This is a genomic window from Streptomyces sp. CB02959 (assembly GCF_002803155.1).
Lineage (GTDB): Bacteria > Actinomycetota > Actinomycetes > Streptomycetales > Streptomycetaceae > Streptomyces.
Genome location: NZ_NNBP01000014.1, coordinates 184,155 through 200,361 on the forward strand (window position 1 = coordinate 184,155; position 16,207 = coordinate 200,361).

General features: G+C 71.7%; 15 protein-coding genes. 8 read left to right on the top strand and 7 right to left on the bottom strand.

Annotated features, from left to right (window positions below; translation table 11 throughout):
- Window positions 1–3: 3 nt before the first annotated feature.
- A complete protein-coding gene (locus CG747_RS23400; RefSeq protein WP_180985675.1) occupies window positions 4–2,175 on the bottom strand; it encodes a long-chain-fatty-acid--CoA ligase in 2,172 nt (723 codons plus the stop codon).
- 208 nt (window positions 2,176–2,383) lie between these two features.
- On the opposite strand from CG747_RS23400, the gene CG747_RS23405 reads away from it, so the two are divergent.
- The 7 genes from CG747_RS23405 (at window position 2,384) to CG747_RS23435 (ending at window position 10,481) form a co-directional block, all read left to right on the top strand.
- Window positions 2,384–3,391: an AraC family transcriptional regulator ligand-binding domain-containing protein gene (locus CG747_RS23405; RefSeq protein WP_100603759.1), complete on the top strand. Its 1,008-nt coding sequence runs from the start codon at window positions 2,384–2,386 to the stop codon at window positions 3,389–3,391.
- 92 nt (window positions 3,392–3,483) lie between these two features.
- A complete protein-coding gene (locus CG747_RS23410; RefSeq protein WP_100603760.1) occupies window positions 3,484–4,542 on the top strand; it encodes a 3-keto-5-aminohexanoate cleavage protein in 1,059 nt (352 codons plus the stop codon).
- 121 nt (window positions 4,543–4,663) lie between these two features.
- Window positions 4,664–5,635 (top strand): quinone oxidoreductase, encoded by a 972-nt coding sequence (locus CG747_RS23415; RefSeq protein ID WP_100603761.1) that lies wholly within the window; start codon window positions 4,664–4,666, stop codon window positions 5,633–5,635.
- 21 nt (window positions 5,636–5,656) lie between these two features.
- Window positions 5,657–6,532 carry a TauD/TfdA family dioxygenase gene (locus CG747_RS23420; RefSeq protein WP_100603762.1) on the top strand — a complete coding sequence of 292 codons (876 nt, stop codon included), beginning with the start codon at window positions 5,657–5,659 and terminating at the stop codon, window positions 6,530–6,532.
- A 42-nt stretch (window positions 6,533–6,574) separates the two neighbouring features.
- A complete protein-coding gene (locus tag CG747_RS23425; protein ID WP_100603763.1) occupies window positions 6,575–7,918 on the top strand; it encodes an MFS transporter in 1,344 nt (447 codons plus the stop codon).
- On the top strand, window positions 7,915–8,505 hold the full coding sequence (locus CG747_RS23430) for an alpha/beta hydrolase (protein WP_100603764.1): 591 nt from the start codon (window positions 7,915–7,917) through the stop codon (window positions 8,503–8,505). Before CG747_RS23425 ends, CG747_RS23430 begins: the two co-directional genes overlap by 4 nt.
- A complete protein-coding gene (locus CG747_RS23435) occupies window positions 8,499–10,481 on the top strand; it encodes an acetoacetate--CoA ligase (protein WP_100603765.1) in 1,983 nt (660 codons plus the stop codon). The genes CG747_RS23430 and CG747_RS23435 overlap by 7 nt, the downstream gene beginning before the upstream one ends.
- Window positions 10,482–10,537: 56 nt before the next feature.
- On the opposite strand, the gene CG747_RS23440 is transcribed toward CG747_RS23435, so the two are convergent.
- From CG747_RS23440 to CG747_RS48210, 3 genes are all read right to left on the bottom strand, one after another.
- Complete coding sequence (locus tag CG747_RS23440; RefSeq protein ID WP_100603766.1) at window positions 10,538–11,122, bottom strand: hydrolase; 585 nt, start codon at window positions 11,120–11,122, stop codon at window positions 10,538–10,540.
- A gap of 149 nt (window positions 11,123–11,271) precedes the next feature.
- On the bottom strand, window positions 11,272–12,732 hold the full coding sequence (locus CG747_RS23445; protein ID WP_257980653.1) for an MFS transporter: 1,461 nt from the start codon (window positions 12,730–12,732) through the stop codon (window positions 11,272–11,274).
- Window positions 12,729–12,884, bottom strand: a complete 156-nt coding sequence (locus CG747_RS48210; protein ID WP_180985676.1) for a hypothetical protein — start codon at window positions 12,882–12,884, stop codon at window positions 12,729–12,731. Before CG747_RS48210 ends, CG747_RS23445 begins: the two co-directional genes overlap by 4 nt.
- A gap of 251 nt (window positions 12,885–13,135) precedes the next feature.
- Here CG747_RS48210 and CG747_RS23450 point away from each other — a divergent pair, with 251 nt between their 5' ends.
- Complete coding sequence (locus CG747_RS23450; protein WP_100603767.1) at window positions 13,136–14,350, top strand: NAD(P)/FAD-dependent oxidoreductase; 1,215 nt, start codon at window positions 13,136–13,138, stop codon at window positions 14,348–14,350.
- A 172-nt stretch (window positions 14,351–14,522) separates the two neighbouring features.
- Here CG747_RS23450 and CG747_RS23455 read toward each other — a convergent pair whose 3' ends face one another.
- The 3 genes from CG747_RS23455 to CG747_RS23465 form a co-directional block, all read right to left on the bottom strand.
- The gene (locus CG747_RS23455) at window positions 14,523–15,140 is read right to left on the bottom strand and encodes a TetR/AcrR family transcriptional regulator (protein WP_100603768.1); all 618 of its coding nucleotides are present in this window, start codon (window positions 15,138–15,140) and stop codon (window positions 14,523–14,525) included.
- Between the two features lie 128 nt (window positions 15,141–15,268).
- Window positions 15,269–15,760 (bottom strand): NUDIX domain-containing protein, encoded by a 492-nt coding sequence (locus CG747_RS23460; protein ID WP_100603769.1) that lies wholly within the window; start codon window positions 15,758–15,760, stop codon window positions 15,269–15,271.
- A gap of 19 nt (window positions 15,761–15,779) precedes the next feature.
- Window positions 15,780–16,148 (bottom strand): VOC family protein, encoded by a 369-nt coding sequence (locus tag CG747_RS23465; protein ID WP_100603811.1) that lies wholly within the window; start codon window positions 16,146–16,148, stop codon window positions 15,780–15,782.
- Window positions 16,149–16,207 lie beyond the last annotated feature (59 nt).

Genomic DNA, 16,207 nt, shown 5'->3' on the forward strand with positions numbered 1-16,207 from the left:
ACGTCACGGGATGACGATCTCCCGCTTGAGGATCTTCCCGGTGGCGCTCTTGGGGAGGCTGTCGGTGAAGGTGATGATGCGCGGGTACTTGTAGGCGGCCAGGCGCTGCTTGAGGTAGGCGCGCAGCTCGCTCGCGGTGATGTGGGCATCGGGCCGGAGGGTGATCGCGGCGGCGACTTCCTCTCCGTGCAGTTCGTCCGGAACGCCGATGACCGCGGCTTCGGCGACGGCGGGGTGTGTGTAGAGGAGCTCCTCGATCTCGCGCGGGTAGACGTTGTATCCGCCGCGGATGATCAGGTCCTTCTTGCGGTCGACGACGAAGTAGTAGCCGTCCTCGTCGACGCGGGCCAGATCGCCGGTGCGGAACCACCCGTCGCGCATGGCCTCCGCGGTCGCCTCCGGGCGGTTCCAGTAGCCCTTCATGACGTTCTCGCCGCGGATCGCGATCTCGCCGATCCCGCCGGGACCCACCGCGGTTCCGTCCGGTGCCAGGAGCCGCATCTCCACTCCGCGGACGGGGTGGCCGATCGCTCCCGGTTTGCGCGGCCGGTCCGGATGGTTGAACGCGGCGACCGGCGATGTCTCGGAGAGCCCGTAACCCTCCAACACCGGGACACCGAAGCTCCGTTCGGCCGCGTGCAGGGCCTCGTCGGGCAGGGCGGCACCACCGGAAACCGCCAGGCGGAGCCGGGAGAAGTCGTGGTGGTCGGGGAGCCCGGAACGCAGCAGGGACGTGTACATCGTGGGCACGCCGAGGAAGACGGTGACCCGGTCCCGGCTCATGATCTCCAGCGCTCGCTGCGGTGCGAAGCGGGGGATGAGGGTCAGGGTCGCGCCGGCGGCGACGGCGGCGTTGAGCGCGCAGGTCTGGCCGAAGGCGTGGAACAGCGGAAGGGCTCCGAGGAGCACGTCGTCGGGATCGAGGCGGAGTATCGACGCGGCCGTCGTGGCCGCGTTGGTCAGCAGGTTGTGATGGGTGAGCTCGGCTCCTTTGGGGGTGCCGGTGGTGCCCGAGGTGTAGAGGATGACCGCGGTGTCGTGAGCCGACCGTGCGACGACCTCCGCCATGGGGTCGGTGGCCCGCAGCAGGGTGCCGAGGGTGCCGGAGTCGGAGACCAGGCACTCCGTTCCCGTCTCCGCCGCGGCCGTGCACACCTCGTCGGCGGCCTGAGGATGCGTCAGTACGGCCGTGGCCCCGCAATCACGGAAGGCGTAGGCGAACTCCCGGGCCTTCAGCAGCGGGTTCAACGGCACCACCACCGCCCCGGCGCGCAGGATGCCGTAGTAGGAGATCGGGAAGTGGACGACGTTCGGAACGGCCAGCGCGACGCGGTCGCCGGGGCGGACACCGATGGTGTGGAGCAGGGCCGCGACGCGTGCGCTGGCGTCGTCGAGCAGGCCGTAGCTGAGCGCGGTCTCGTCCTGGCGGACGGCGATGCGGTCGCCGTCGGCTCGGGCCGCGTCGGCCAGGCATAGGGCGAGATTGGTCATGCGGGCTGTCCTTCCGGAGGCGTGATGACGTCGCGGGGGAGGATCCCGCCGCGGCCGGGACCGCAGCGGGCGCCGTGCGGTTCTCCCCAGAAGTACGAAGGCAGCATGCGAGGTTGATGGGGCGTCAGCCACATGCGGAGCACGTGCCGCTGCCGCTCGGACTCGGGGGCGCGCGGCGAGCCGAGGGCGCTGCGCCAGCAGGCCGTTGTAGACGGCCGCCGAGCTGGCGAGGGAGACGCGGCCACCGCTGCGGGCCGGTCGCAGACACAGCAGGGCCAGGACGTCGGACTCATCGGTGTGGAACGGCAGCGCGGCCCGGGTCTGGTAGCCGCGTACCCCCGGGTCGGTCAGGGGGTGGCCGGTGTCGCGGACGTGACCCAGCATGTGGCCCGTCGCGTTCTGCGACACCGGGACACCCAGATGCCGGCCGATTCCCCACAACAGGGTGGCTGCCGCCGCGGCGCCGTACCGCTCGACGGGAAGCTGCTCGACGAGTGCGAAGCCCCGCCCGTTCTCCAGTACGTCGGCGATGCGCCGCAACTCCCCGGCGAGCGTCGGCAAGGGGAAGTCGTCCGCGGTCGCCTTCAGCAGCGGAGTGCCGCGTGCACGGACGGCGCGCACCGCCGCGTCCAGCTCCTGGAGGTGCGAGGGTTCGAGCCGTAGTGCCCACGCGCGATTCGCCACCAGATCCGCGCCCCGCCACACTGCGGGTCCGGCGAGGGGCCGGGTGAGCACACTGCGCACGCCTGTCATGTCTGCCTTCCGGACAGTGGGATGGGGTGATGCTGGGCGCCGTTGCGGTGCTGCAACGCTAGGTGAACTCCCGATCCGACGCTTGACGTGGCGTGACGATGGACTTATCACTTGGGGACACTCGGAGGGGAGTGAACATATGAAGCCCCTGGTCCGCTACGCGGCGCTGAGCAACTACGTCGAGTTGTGCCGCTCACTGGGCATCGACCCGCAGGCACTGATGCGGCGGGTGGGCCTGGACATCACCGGGCTCGCGGTGCAGGACCGGTGGATCCCGGGCATCGCGGCCACCCAACTGCTCGAACTCTCGGCGGCCGTGTCGCACCACGAGGACTTCGGCCTGCGCCTGGCCGAGCGCCGGCGGCTCTCGCACCTCGGCCCGATCAGCCTGGTGGCCCGCGAGGAGCCCGATGTCCGCAGCTCACTCGGGCTGCTCATCCGCCATGAGGGCATGTACAACGAGGTGCTCCACACCCGACTCATCGAGAGGAACGGACTGGCCACCTTGAAGGTGGACTTGGAACTGGGCGAGCCGGCGCCCACCCGGCAGGCCAGCGAACTCGCGGTGGGCGCCTTCCACCAGGTGCTCCGGGGGTTCCTCGGCCTTGCCTGGCAGCCGCTGTCGGTGTGCTTCACGCACGTCGCGCCGGCGGACGCCCGTACCCACCGGCGCCTGTTCGGGCCCACCGTGGAGTTCGACCGGGAGTTCAACGGCATCGTCTGCTACGTCGGTGACCTCGAAACCCCCAACACGGCCTCGGATCCGCAGCTCCGCACCTACGCCGGGCAGTACTTCGCCTCCCTCGCGGTGGCGCGGGACGCGACCCTGCGGGACCGGGTGCGGGAGCTGATCGAGGTGCTGCTGCCGACCGGACGCTGCTCGATCGACCAGGTCGCACGGAGCCTGGGAGTGGACCGCAGGACGATCCACCGGCACCTGGCGGAATCGGGGGAGTCGTTCTCCTCACTGCTCCACCAGACACGCGCCCACCTCGCGGAGCAGTTCGTGACGAACCCGCGCCGCTCGCTGACGGAGATCTCCGAACTGCTGGGGTTCTCCGCACCCAGCGCCTTCTCCCGCTGGTTCCGCGAGCGGTTCGGCTGCAGCCCGAGCGCGTGGCGCGCCCAGTCCCCAACTGGCAAGTGAACTGTCCCGCACGGTAAAGCATCGGGCCCGGCCGCGACCTAGCGTGGCACCACCGCGAGGCCGACCATCCCACCCGATCAAGGAGTTGGACCGTGCACTTCCTCGACGACTCGCTGCTGCCGGAGAACCAAGAGAAGCTGGTGATCCAGGTTGCGCCCTACGGCCCCGAGTGGCTGCCCGGCGACGCCGACGACCTCCCGCTCACCATGGACGAGCACGTCCAGGCGGCGGTCGACTGCTACAACGCCGGCGCCACCGTGCTCCACATCCACGTACGTGAGCTGGACGGGCACGGCTCCAAGCGGATGTCCATGTTCAACGAGCTGCTCGCCCGGCTGCGCGAGGCCGTGCCGGAGATGGTCCTCCAGATCGGGGGATCGATCTCCTTCGCCCCCGAGGACGAGGGCGCGGACGCCAAGTGGCTCAGCTACGACACCCGCCACCTGCTCGCCGAACTCACCCCCCGGCCCGACCAGGTGACCATCGCCATCAACACCAGTCAGATGAACATCGTCGAGATCATGACCGACGACGACCTCGACGGCACCTCCATCGCCAAGCCCGAGTTCTACCGCGCCTACCGTGACATGGTGGTCGAGGCCGGCCCCGACTTCTACCTGGAGCACCTCAAGCGGCTCCGCGCCAACGGCATCCAGCCGCACTTCCAACTCGCCCACCTCCCGCAGCTGGAGACCGTGGAGCGACTGATCCGCGCCGGCGTCCACACCGGGCCCCTGGTGCTCAACTACGTGGCGATCGGCGGGGGCTTCGCGGGACGGCACCCGGCCGACCTGATCGAGTTCGTCCGCCGCACCCCGGACGGCGCCGTGCTGACGGTCGAGAGCTCCATGCGCGCGGTGGCACCGATGAACGCCATCGCCATCGCCCTCGGCGTGCACGTGCGGGTGGGCAACGAGGACAACCTGTGGCGGCGCGCCGGCGAGCGGATGACCTCCGTCGAGCAGGTCGAGCAGATGGTGCGGATCGCCGACGCGGTCGGCCGCGACGTGGCCACCGGCGCCGAGGCCAAGCAGATCTACCACCTGGGCGAGCACTACGCGGACTCCACGGAGACCCTGGCCAGGCTCGGCATGGTCCCCAACCGCCGGCCCGGCCGACGCGGCTTCATGCTGCGCGAGACCGCGAGCTGATCCCCGCAGGCGGCGACCGCGAGGATGCCGCCGGGGGAGGGGACCCCCGCGGCCGCCGCCCACCCCACGCAACCACCAGGCACAACGACCAGACACCGCAACACAGTAAACGGAGCATGCCTTGGCACACGCCATCCGCTTCCACCAGACCGGCGGCCCGGACGTCCTGCGCTGGGAGGAGGTCGCCGTCGGCGACCCCGGCCCGGGCGAGGTACGCATCCGCCACTCCGCGGTCGGGATGAACTTCGCCGACACCTACTTCCGCACCGGCCTCTACCCGGCACCGCTTCCCGCCGGACTCGGCGTCGAGGCGTCCGGCGTGGTCGAGGCCGTCGGCGCAGGAGTGCGGCACGTAGCCGAGGGCGACCGCGTCACCTACACCGGCAGCCCGCTCGGCGCCTACAGCACAGAGCGGGTCATGCCCGCCGACTCGCTGATCACCCTGCCGGCCGCGATCAGCTGCGAGACCGCCGCGGCGATGACCATGCGCGGCCTCACCTCGGCCTATCTGCTGCGCCGGATCCACCCGCTGAAGGCCGGCGACACCGTACTGCTGCACGCCGCGGCGGGCGGCGTCGGCCTGATCTTCTGCCAGTGGGCGAAGCTGCTCGGACTGACCGTCATCGGCACGGTCTCCAGCGAGGAGAAGGCCGAGACCGCCCGCGCCCACGGCTGCGACCACATCGTCTACTACCGCCGCGAGAACCTCGCCGAGCGGGTGCGCGAACTGACCGGCGGCGCCGGAGTCCCAGTCGTCTTCGACTCCATCGGCAAGGACACCGTCGCCGCCTCCATGGCCTCGCTCAGCCGCCGCGGCCTGCTGGTGTGCTTCGGCACCTCCTCCGGGGTGCCGCCACTGGACGCCATGCAACTCGCCCTGCACGGGTCGCTGTTCGTCACCCGCCCGGCCCTCGCCGACTACATCGCCGACCCCGCGGAGCGGGACGCCCTGGCGGGCGAACTGTTCGACCACGTCGCTGCCGGGCGCATCACGATCCCGATCAACCAGCGCTACGCCCTGCCGGACGCCGCCCAGGCGCACCGCGATCTGGAAGCCGGGCGGACCACCGGGTCCTCCATCTTCGTCCTCTGACCCCGGGAGTGAGTGAGCATCATGTCCCAGACCGTCCACCGCACCTCGATCACGGTCGAGCCGCTGACCTGCACCCTCGGCGCCGAGCTGCGCGGCGTCAACCTCGGTGACGCCGCCCGCGACGACGAACTCTTCGCGCGGATAAGGGAGTTGCTGCTGCGCTACAAGGTCCTGTTCCTGCGGGACCAGGACATCACCCGCGCCGAACACGTCGCCTTCGCCTCGCGCCTGGGCCCGCTGGAGGACCACCCGGTGGTCGGCAGCGACCCCGAGCACCCCGGCCTCGTCCGCATCTACAAGGACCTGGACAGCAAGCCCGAGCACTACGAGAACGCCCTGCACTGCGACGCGACCTGGCGGGAACGCCCGCCCATGGGAGCGGTCCTGCGCTGCGTCGAGGGCCCGGAAGTCGGCGGCGACACGATCTGGGTCGACATGGCCGAGGCGTATCGCAGCCTGCCCGAGCGGATCAAGACGCAGATCGCCGGCCTGCGCGCCCGGCACAGCATCGAGGCGACCTTCGGCGCCGTCATGCCGGCCGAACAGCGCCAGGCATTGAAGGAGCGCTTCCCCGACCCGGAGCACCCCGTGGTGCGCACCCACCCGGAGACCGGCGAGCAGATCCTCTTCGTCAACGCCTTCACCACCCACTTCGTCAACTACCACACACCGGAGAACGTCCGCTTCGGCCAGGACTACGCGCCGGGCGCGGGCAACCTGCTCAACTACCTGATCAGCCAGGCGGCCGTGCCCGAGTACCAGGTCCGTTGGCGCTGGCAGAAGAACAGCGTGGCCATCTGGGACAACCGCTCCACCCAGCACTACGCCGTCCAGGACTACTGGCCCGCCGTCCGCAAGATGGAACGCGCCGGCATCGCCGGCGACCGACCGTTCTGAGGTGCCGGGCCCCGACCAGCCGCGACGAAAGAGGTGACGCACATGGGACTGCCCACCGCCGACCCGACCTTGCCCGGCACATCTCCCGCCCCGCCGCCGGACTCCCGGCGCTACCCCTGGCTGGTGTTCACCCTCAGCTTCGGGCTCCTGCTCTCCGACTACATGTCGCGACAGGTACTCAACGCGGTCTTCCCCCTGCTGAAGGCCCAATGGCTGCTCTCCGACGCGCAGTTGGGCTCCCTCAGCGGCATCGTCGCCCTGATGGTCGGGCTGCTCACCTTTCCGCTGTCGCTGCTGGCCGACCGCTGGGGCAGAGCGCGCTGCCTGGTGGCCGCCGCCGTGCTGTGGAGCCTGGCGACCCTGGGCTGCGCGGTCTCGGCGAGCTACGGCCAGATGTTCGTCGGGCGGTTCTGCGTCGGGGTGGGGGAGGCGGCCTACGGGAGCGTCGGCATCGCCGTGGTGCTCAGCGTCTTCCCGGTACGCATGCGGGCCACCCTCTCCGGCGCGTTCATCGGGGGAGGGGCCTTCGGCTCCGTGCTGGGTGTGTCGATCGGCGGTGTGCTGGCCCAACAGTTCGGCTGGCGCTGGGCGTTCACCTTCATGGGCCTGCTCGGGTTGGCCCTGGCCGTGGTCTACGGACTGGTGGTCACCGACAGGCGACTGGCGGCACACGCACACCGGTCGAACGGCCCGGCGCGGGGCACCGGATGCGAACGCCCGCCCCTGCGCACGCTGCTGCCGAGGTTGTTCTCCTCGGTCTCCGTGGTCTGCGCCTACCTGGGCAGCGGACTGCAGATGTTCCTCGCCATGGCCCTGCTCGCCTGGATGCCCAGCTTCCTCAACCGCACCTACGCCATGTCGCCCGCCCAGGCCGGCCTCGTCGCCGGGCTCTTCGCGCTGATCACCGGCATCGGCACGGTCGGCGGCGGGATCGTCGCGGATCGCCTGAGCCGAACCGCCCCCTCCCACAAGTGGACCGTCGCGATCCTGAGCAGCCTCGGCTCGCTCGTCCTACTGACGACCGGGCTCCAACTGGCGGCCGGACCACTGCAGCTCGCCCTGCTCGGCGCCGGGACCCTGCTGTCCAACGCCACCGCCGGTCCGGCGGCCGCCATGGTGGCCAACCTGACCCCGGCCGCCATCGCGGCCACCGCCATGGCCACGCTCACACTGGCCAACAGCCTGCTGGGCCTGGCCCCCGGGCCCGCCGTGACAGGCATGCTCGCCGACCGCATCGGGCTGCCGGGCGCACTGCGGCTGATCCCGCTCGTCGCCCTCCCCGCCTGCGTCGCGTTCGCCCTCGGAAAGCACTACTACCCACGAGACCTGCGCCGTCTGACCCCGCTCACCGAGGCGGCGCCCGTCAACCCGGAGATCCCGTCATGAAGACCGCCGCGCCACCGACCGTCGTGATCGTGCCCGGACTGCGCGACCACCTGCCCGAGCACTGGCAGACCCGCCTGGGCGACCAGCTGCCCGGCGCTCGCACCGTCCCGCCTCTGGAGACGGACCGGCTGAGCCGCGACGCGCAGATCGCCGCCCTGGACCAGGTGCTGTCCGAGGTCACCGGACCGGCGGTGCTGGTGGCGCACAGCGCCGGCGTGCTCACCACGGTGCACTGGGCGCAGCGCCAACACCGCATGATCCAGGGCGCGTTGCTGGCAACTCCGCCGGACTTCGACGCCCCGCTGCCCGCCGGCTACCCCACCCCGGAGGAACTGCGCCGCAACGGCTGGACACCGGTGCCTCGCGCGCCGCTGCCCTTCCCCAGCATCGTGGCCGCCAGCACCAACGACCCGCTGGCCGGCTTCCCCCGTGTGGCCGCGCTCGCCCGGGACTGGGGCAGCCGCCTGATCGACCTCGGCCCGGTGGGGCACCTCAACCCCGCGGCCGGCTACGGCGACTGGCCCCAGGCACCGGATCTGATCCGCGAACTCGGCCGCCCGGCGACGGTCGCCGGGAGGGGATGGTGAGCACCGACGCCGACCTGCTCTGGTCCCCGAGCCCCAGCCGGATCGCGAACTCCAACGTCACCGCCTTCCTGCGTTGGCTGGGCCGGGAGCGGGGCCTGTCCTTCGCCGACTACGCCGAGCTGTGGCGGTGGAGCACCACCGACCTGCCTGCGTTCTGGTCCGCCGTATGGGAGTTCTACGGTCTGGACGCCGTCACCGGCTATGAACAGGTGCTCGGCGACCCGTCGATGCCGGGAGCCACCTGGTTCCACGGTGCGCGGCTGAACTTCGCCGAACGCTGCTTCGCCCGGGCCACCGAGGACCGCCCGGCCATCGTCGCACTGTCCGAGGACGGGTCACCGGTGGAGATCTCCTGGGAGCAGCTGCGCTGCCAGGTCGCGGCCCTTGCCGCGGCCCTGCGGGAGATGGGGGTCGGGCCCGGCGACCGGGTGGCCGGCTACCTCCCGAACACCCCGCACGCCGTCGTCGCGCTACTGGCCAGCGCCGCCGTCGGCGCGGTGTGGACGGTGTGCTCGCCGGACTTCGGTACGCCCAGCGTACTGGCCCGGCTGCGGCAGGCCCGGCCGAAGGTGCTGCTGGCGGCGGACGGCTACCGCCACGGCGGCAAGGAGTTCGACCGCCGAGCGGACGTCTCGGCGATCGTGGACGGACTGCCCACGGTCCGACACCTGGTGGCGATCGACCACCTCCACCCCTCCCCGGCCGGACCGCCGTGGCCGGAGCGGCCCGGGGTGACCGGGCATGCCTGGTCCGAACTGCTCGGGCGCAAGGCCCAACTCTCCTTCGCCGACGTCCCGTTCGACCATCCGCTGTGGCTCCTCTGGTCCTCGGGCACCACCGGCGTTCCGAAGGGCATCGTGCACGGCCACGGCGGCATCGTCGTCGAACTGCTCAAGGCCCTCGGCCTGGGCGCCGACCTGCGCGCCGAGGACCGGTTCCTCTTCCACACCTCCACCAGCTGGATGGTCTGGAACTTCATGGTCGCCGGCCTGCTGCACGGGGCCACCGTCGTCCTGTACGACGGCAGTCCCACCCACCCCGACATCAACGGGGTATGGCGGGCCGCCGAGCGGACCCGCGCCACCATGGTCGGGGTAGGGGCGGCCTACCTGGTCGCCGCGGAGAAGGCACAGGCACATCCGGCCGCCGACACGGACCTGAGCGCTGTCCGTTCGATCCTGCAGACCGGCTCATCGCTTCCGCCCAGCACCTGGCGGTGGGCGTACGACCGCCTCGCCCCCGATGCCTGGCTGCAGTCGATCTGCGGGGGGACCGACATCTGCTCGGTGCTCGCCGGCGGCAGCCCGCTGCTGCCGGTCCGGGCCGCCCGGATACCCTGCCCCGCGCTCGGGGTCGCCCTCGCCGCCTGGGATCCCGCCGGTCGACCCGTGGTCGGACAGCAAGGAGAACTCGTCGTCACCGCCCCGCTGCCCTCCATGCCGCTGCACTTCCTCGACGACCCTGACGGGCAGCGCTACCGAGCGAGCTATTTCGACACCTACCCGGGAGTCTGGCGGCACGGTGACTGGGTCACCGTCGACGCCGACCTCACGGTCGTGGTGGCCGGGCGCTCCGACTCGACGCTCAACCGCATGGGCGTACGGATGGGCTCCGCGGACGTGTACGCCGTCGTCGAACAGTTCCCGGAGATCGCGGACAGCCTCGTCATCGGCGCCGAACTGCCGGAGGGCCGCTACCGCATGCCGCTCTTCGTGGTCCCCGCGGCGGGGGAGCGGTTCGACGACGCGCTCCGGGAGCGCATCGTCGCGGCCATCCGACACCAGTTGTCGCCGCGCCATGTGCCCGATGACATCGTCCCGGTGGCGGCCGTGCCCCGCACCCCGACCGGGAAGAAACTGGAGGTCCCGGTCAAACGCATCCTTCAGGGCGCCGCCGTCGTCGAGGTCTGCGCCGCGGGGAGCGTCACCCATCCCGAAATGCTGGACTGGTTCGCGGAGTTCGCGGCGACGTGGTGAATCCTCGGCCCCTGGCCTGATGCCGGGGGCCGAGGGACGGCCGGTCGAGGTCCTGGTCAGACGTGGGTCTTGGCGAGCAGGTCGAGGATGTCTTCGGTGCGGCCGCTCTCGCCGAGGCGGGGGAAGATCTTTTCGGTGCTGTGCCGGTGGGCGTCCGCGTCCAGGTCCGCCATGGCGTCGGTGGCCAGGGTGAGGTGGTAGCCGTGCTCGTGCGCGGCGCGGGCGGTGGACTCCACGCCGATGCTGGTGGCGACGCCCGTGAGCACGATCTGCGTGACGCCCCGGCGGCGCAGGTGCAGGTCGAGGTCGGTGCCGTAGAAGGCCGACCAGTTGCGCTTGGTGACGGTGATGTCCCCCGGGTGGCCGGCGAGTTCGGGGACGATCTCGTCCCAGCCGGCGGGCGGGGTGTTCCTGGGGCGGGGCGCCTCGGACCGTCCCGGTACGGCGTCGGCGCCGTCGGGGGAGGAGGTGACGCGGACCAGGACGACGGGCAGCTCGCGGGCGCGGAAGGCGTCGGCGAGCCGGGCGGTCCGCGTGATGACGTCATCGATGGTGTACGGGGTGCCGGGCAGGGCCCGGAGGCCGTTCTGCAGGTCGATGACGACCAGGGCGGTCTTGGGGTCGAGGGTGGTGAGGCTCATGCTGTGCGGGTCTCTTTCGTCTCGTGTGCCGCTGTTTCGCACGGCGGGATCGAACGGGGTCGGGGTCGGGGGTGCGTGGGCTTCTGATGGTCCGTCAGGGTGGTGTGTGGGCGGCCGGACGGGCGGGTGCACCGTGGCCCGGGCCGCGGTCAGCGTCCGGCCTGCTGTGGCCGGGATGTCTCGGCGGGATCGCCCTCGCCGTCACGGGCCCGACCGACCCGGTGGAGCGAGCGGTCGGCGACACTGACGACCAGGAACGCGGCGGCGACGGCGAGCAGCAGCCGGCTGAGGTGGTGCAGTCCGCCGGTGGTGGCGCCGTGCCGGAAGAACGCGGCGTCGGCCGCGGAGGCGGCGAGCGCGCCGAGGTACATGAAGGTCCGCAGCAGCCCGGCCGACGACCCCATCCGGGCCGGATCGGCCTGGGCGTACAGGGCGTTCTGATTGGCCAGGCCGTTGAGGCCCTGGGGAATGCCGATGACGGCACCGATGGCCGCCAGCAGCCAGAGCGGACTGGTTGCGTCGACCCACAGCAGCGCCGCGCAGCCGACGAGCTGGACCAGCGATCCGACGACGAGCTTGCCCCGGACGGCGGCGCGCCGCCCGGTGACCGCGGTGACGGCCACGGCCGTCGCCGACATCGGCAGCAGTACCAGTCCGGCGGCCGCCGCGCTGAGCGAGCGGCTCTCCTCCAGCCACTGGGTGAAGCCGTAGAGGAAGGCGTAGGCCGTGGTGTAGGCGAGTAGTTGGCGGCCGTAGGTGGCCAGCAGCGGAGCGTTGCCGCGCAGCACCCGCAGGTCGATGAAGGGCTCGGAGGTACGCAGTTCCCGCACGGCGAACGCGACGCCCGTGAGCAGGCCGAGCAGCGGCAGGTACCAGGTGGTGGCCCGCGGGTTCATCAGGAACAACATGAAGCTGGTCAGCATGGCGGCGAACAGCGCCATCCCGGCCGCGTCCGTACGCTGCGCGGGGCGCACCCCACTGGTCTCCTTCAGGGTGGACAGCCGCGGCAGGTGCAGCGCACCCAGGACCAGACACGCCGCGGACAGCGGCACGTTGATGCCGAAGATCAGGTGCCAACCACCCGCGGAGATCAGCAGCCCGCCCAGGGTCGGGCCGACCACGGCGATGACCTGGCCGCAGACCGACAGGGCGGCCAGGATGCCGCTCGGGCTCCGCAGCCCCGTGCGGTCGGACTCGGCGCGCAGCAGGAACATCGACGCCGGATACGCCGCCGACGTCCCGAATCCCAGCATCACACGGGAGACGACCAGCACCCCCAGGTTCGGGGCGAGCACGCCCAACAGCCCGGCGAGGCCCACCAGCGCGGTGCCCGTCAGGTACAGCGGACGCGGACCGTAGGAGTCCACCAGGCGACCGATCACCGGTTGCCCGACCGCGGTGGCCAGGTACAACGCGGAGACCAGCCAGGCGGTTTGCGAGGGCGGGGCGCCGAATGCCCGGCCGATCGGGATCAGGGCCACGGCGAGCATCGAGGAGTTGATCGGGTTCAGGATCGAACCGAGGATCATCGGCGCGATCAGCTTCCGGTCGAACCCGCCGCGGTCCGCTGCGCGGCGCGGCGCCTGTATTCGAGCGGCGAGCCCCGTCATGACCGGGCCACCGCCGAAGCCTGCGCCGGGGCGAGGTCTTGGTCGGCGGGCAGTGCCTTGAAGCGTCGTTCGAGGCGGCCGCACGTGACCCGCGCAGGGGCGGCCGCACGGACCGCCGCCCCGGACAGGGGGCCGTCGATGCTCTCAGTCATGCTCCGACGCTAAATATATTCAACCTGGACTGTCAATATTGCCTTGATCAATTGAGCCTGTTGGTTGACCAAGTAAGAAAGTGAAGCGGTTGCACTTTTGCGTCTGTTCCACTTATGGTGGAAGGGCGGGCGGATCGGCGCGACCGACCGCGAGAGCGCTCGGCACGTGCCCCACATGTGCTCCGGGCGAGCCCCACTCCCCGCGCACTCCCGAAGGCTCCCGGCGAGCATCCACGGAAAGGGACCCCACCATGAAGAGCCAACCCCGCATCGCGATCATCGGCGGCGGGCCGGCCGGCCTGATGTGCGCGCGGATCCTGCAGCGGCACGGCATCGAACCGACCGTCTACGACGCGGACGCCGCCGTCGACTCCCGTGACCCCGGCGGCACGCTCGACCTGCACGCCGACTCCGGTCAGATCGCCCTGGAAGACGCCGGACTGATGGCCGCCTTCACCGCGTCGGCCCGCGCCGAAGGGCAGGCCAAGAGCCGCCGCGACCAGCACGGCGCCGTCCTCGCCGAGTTCGTCCCCGACGCGGGTGACGCGGCCGCCCCCGAGATCGACCGCGGCCGGCTGCGCGTCCTGCTCCACGACAGCCTGCGGCCGGGCACCGTCCGATGGGGACACGAGCTCCTCCGGACGACCCCGGTCGGCGGCGGCGTGCACCGCCTCGCTTTCGCCAACGGCACCGGCGCCGAAGCGGACCTCGTCATCGGCGCCGACGGCGCATGGTCCCAGGTGCGCCCCCGGCTCACCGACGCCGCGCCGCACTACCTGGGCGTCGCCTTCCTCGACGTCCGCTTCGACGACGTCGACACCCGGCACCCCGCCGTCGCCGCGCTCGTCGGCGACGGGCACCTGTTCGCCGCCGACGGCGACGGTCGCGCTGTGATCGTCCAGCGCAACAGCAACGGCGTGGTCCGCGGCTACGTGGCGTTCCGCGCCGAGCCCGACTGGCACGTCGGGGCCGACCTGGACCTCGCCGACCGGGCCGCCGTCCGCTCCCACCTCCTACGGGAGTTCAGCGGCTGGTCCACGGACCTGCACCCGCTGCTCACCGACACCGACGGCGACTACATACCCCGCTCCTTCTGGGCCCTGCCCGCACCGCTGACCTGGGACCACGTCCCCGGCATCACCCTGATCGGCGACGCCGCCCACCTCATGGCGCCGTTCGGCGGCCACGGCGCCAACCTCGCCCTGCTCGACGGTGCGGAACTCGCGCACGCCCTCGCCGAGGAAGCCACCGTCGACGACGCGATCGCGCGTTACGAGGCGACGATGTTCGCCCGCTCCGGAGAGCTCGCCGCGGGGGCGAACGAAGGACTCAGGCGGTTCTTCGCCACCACCTCGCCGGATGCGCCGCACCTTCCCCCGGACCACGCGCAGGAGCACGAGAACTACCTGGCCAGGGCGGCGGAATACCGACGCCGACGGGCGGGGGAAGCGCGGATCGAGCGCTGAGCGACCATGGTGACGCACCCGCGCACGCGGTCAACTTCCTTGCGTCACCGTCGGATTGGGCGGATCGACACGCAACTGCCCGCTGCCGTCGGCGGAGTGCCGCCCGTCGATCGAGCTGCGGGCCCAGTGGGCCACGGGCACGGGACGGCCGCGGGCACCGAACCCACCCGGATCACTTCCCGGCGGGCTCGTCGTGGTGCGCCGGCCATCCGTGTTCGAGCAGGTCGAAGGCACGCCTGATGGCGGCTTCGGGGTCGGGGCTGCCGTGGCCGAGGTCGCGGGCCTCCAGGGCGAAGCGGGCGAGTGCCCGGCAGAGCGGGTCGTCGGCGGGCGCACCACTCTCGTCGGCGATCGCGGCCGCCAGGTCGATCTCGTGCTGCAACCACATGCGGCGGGCGTAGTCGCGCAGCGCCGGGGTCTGGTCCACGAGCTCCAGGAACCGGGTGAAGTCCGGATCGGCGTTCGCCCCCTTGGGGAGCCGGGCGCGCAGGACGTGGTCGCGCAGGGCGCCCGGGATGGACAGCCCGGCCGGGCGGTGCCGCACCGCGGCGAGCAGGGCGGCCCTGATCGCGTCGCCCTCGTCGAAGACGAGCGCCTCCTTGCTCGGGAAGTGCTTGAACAGCGTGGTGGTCGACACGTCGGCGGCCTCGGCGACGTCCCGGATGCCGACCTGGTCGTAACCGTGCTCCAGGAAGAGCCGCAGGGCGGCGTCGGCCAGCGCCTTCCGCGTGGCGGCCTTCTTGCGCTCGCGTCGCCCCAGCGGCGCGCGTTCACCCGTGGCATCGGTCATGGCGCCATCATACGGTCGGGGTGACCGGCACAAAAAGTTGCACGAATCAACCCACTGTCCGCTCGTCCGGGCGGGGCGGTTCCGGAGCGCGGCGCGGACCGGGGCGGGGGACTCCCGCGCCGTGCACCTCACACGCCGAGAACCAGCGGCTCACGGGGGACCCCCGAGCGGAGCAGGGCCCGCAGCGGCGTGGCGAGATCACGGGGAGAGAACAGATCGGGACCGCGACAGGCGGCGATCTCCGCCGGACGCCACCACTTCAGGCCGTCGATGTGCTCCGCCGCCAGCTCCGCGGCGGTCAGTGCGCCACTCGGCGCGAACCAGGCGGTCCGCACCAGGAAGTAGTCGTTGACCACGCCGTCGTACCCCACCGCGTAACCGGGACCGACGACTTCCTGGTGCCACACGTGCGGCGGGTCGTGCGCCACCACGAGGCCCACTTCCTCGCGCAGTTCCCGGCGCAGCGCGGCCAGCGGCCCCTCGTGCCGCTCGATCCCGCCGCCGGGAGCCGCCCAGACCGCCGTTCCGGTCTCCTGGACCAGGTGTCTGCACAGCAGGATGCGCTCGGCTTCGTCGAGCACGAGCGCGCGGACGGCGTGACGCAGCCGCAACGGAGGCACCGGGCCACGTCCGGCGCGGTCAGCGGTGCCCGGTGTCGATGACACAGAAGCGGTTGCCGTCGGGGTCGGCGAGCACGACGAAGTCGGCGTCGTCCGGATAGCTGTCCCAGTCGACGCGCCGGGCGCCCAGGGACACCAGGCGCTCGACCTCGGCGGCCTGATCGGCCGCGTCCCCGGCGTACAGATCGAGGTGGACCCGCGGACGTTCCTGGACGGGCGAGGCGCTCAGGCCGAGGGACAGTTGCACCCCGGCCCCGTCCTCCGGCACCAGAACCACCCAGTCGTCTGCCATCTCCTCGCGCGGGACGTACCCCAGGGCAGCCGACCAGAACGCCGCCGCACGGGGTACGTCCGCGACACCCAGCACCACGGATCCGACTTTCAGCATGCGCCGATTCTGCCGGATGGCGGCCCGCGGGTCACGGGCGCGCACCTGGTGCCTCCGCC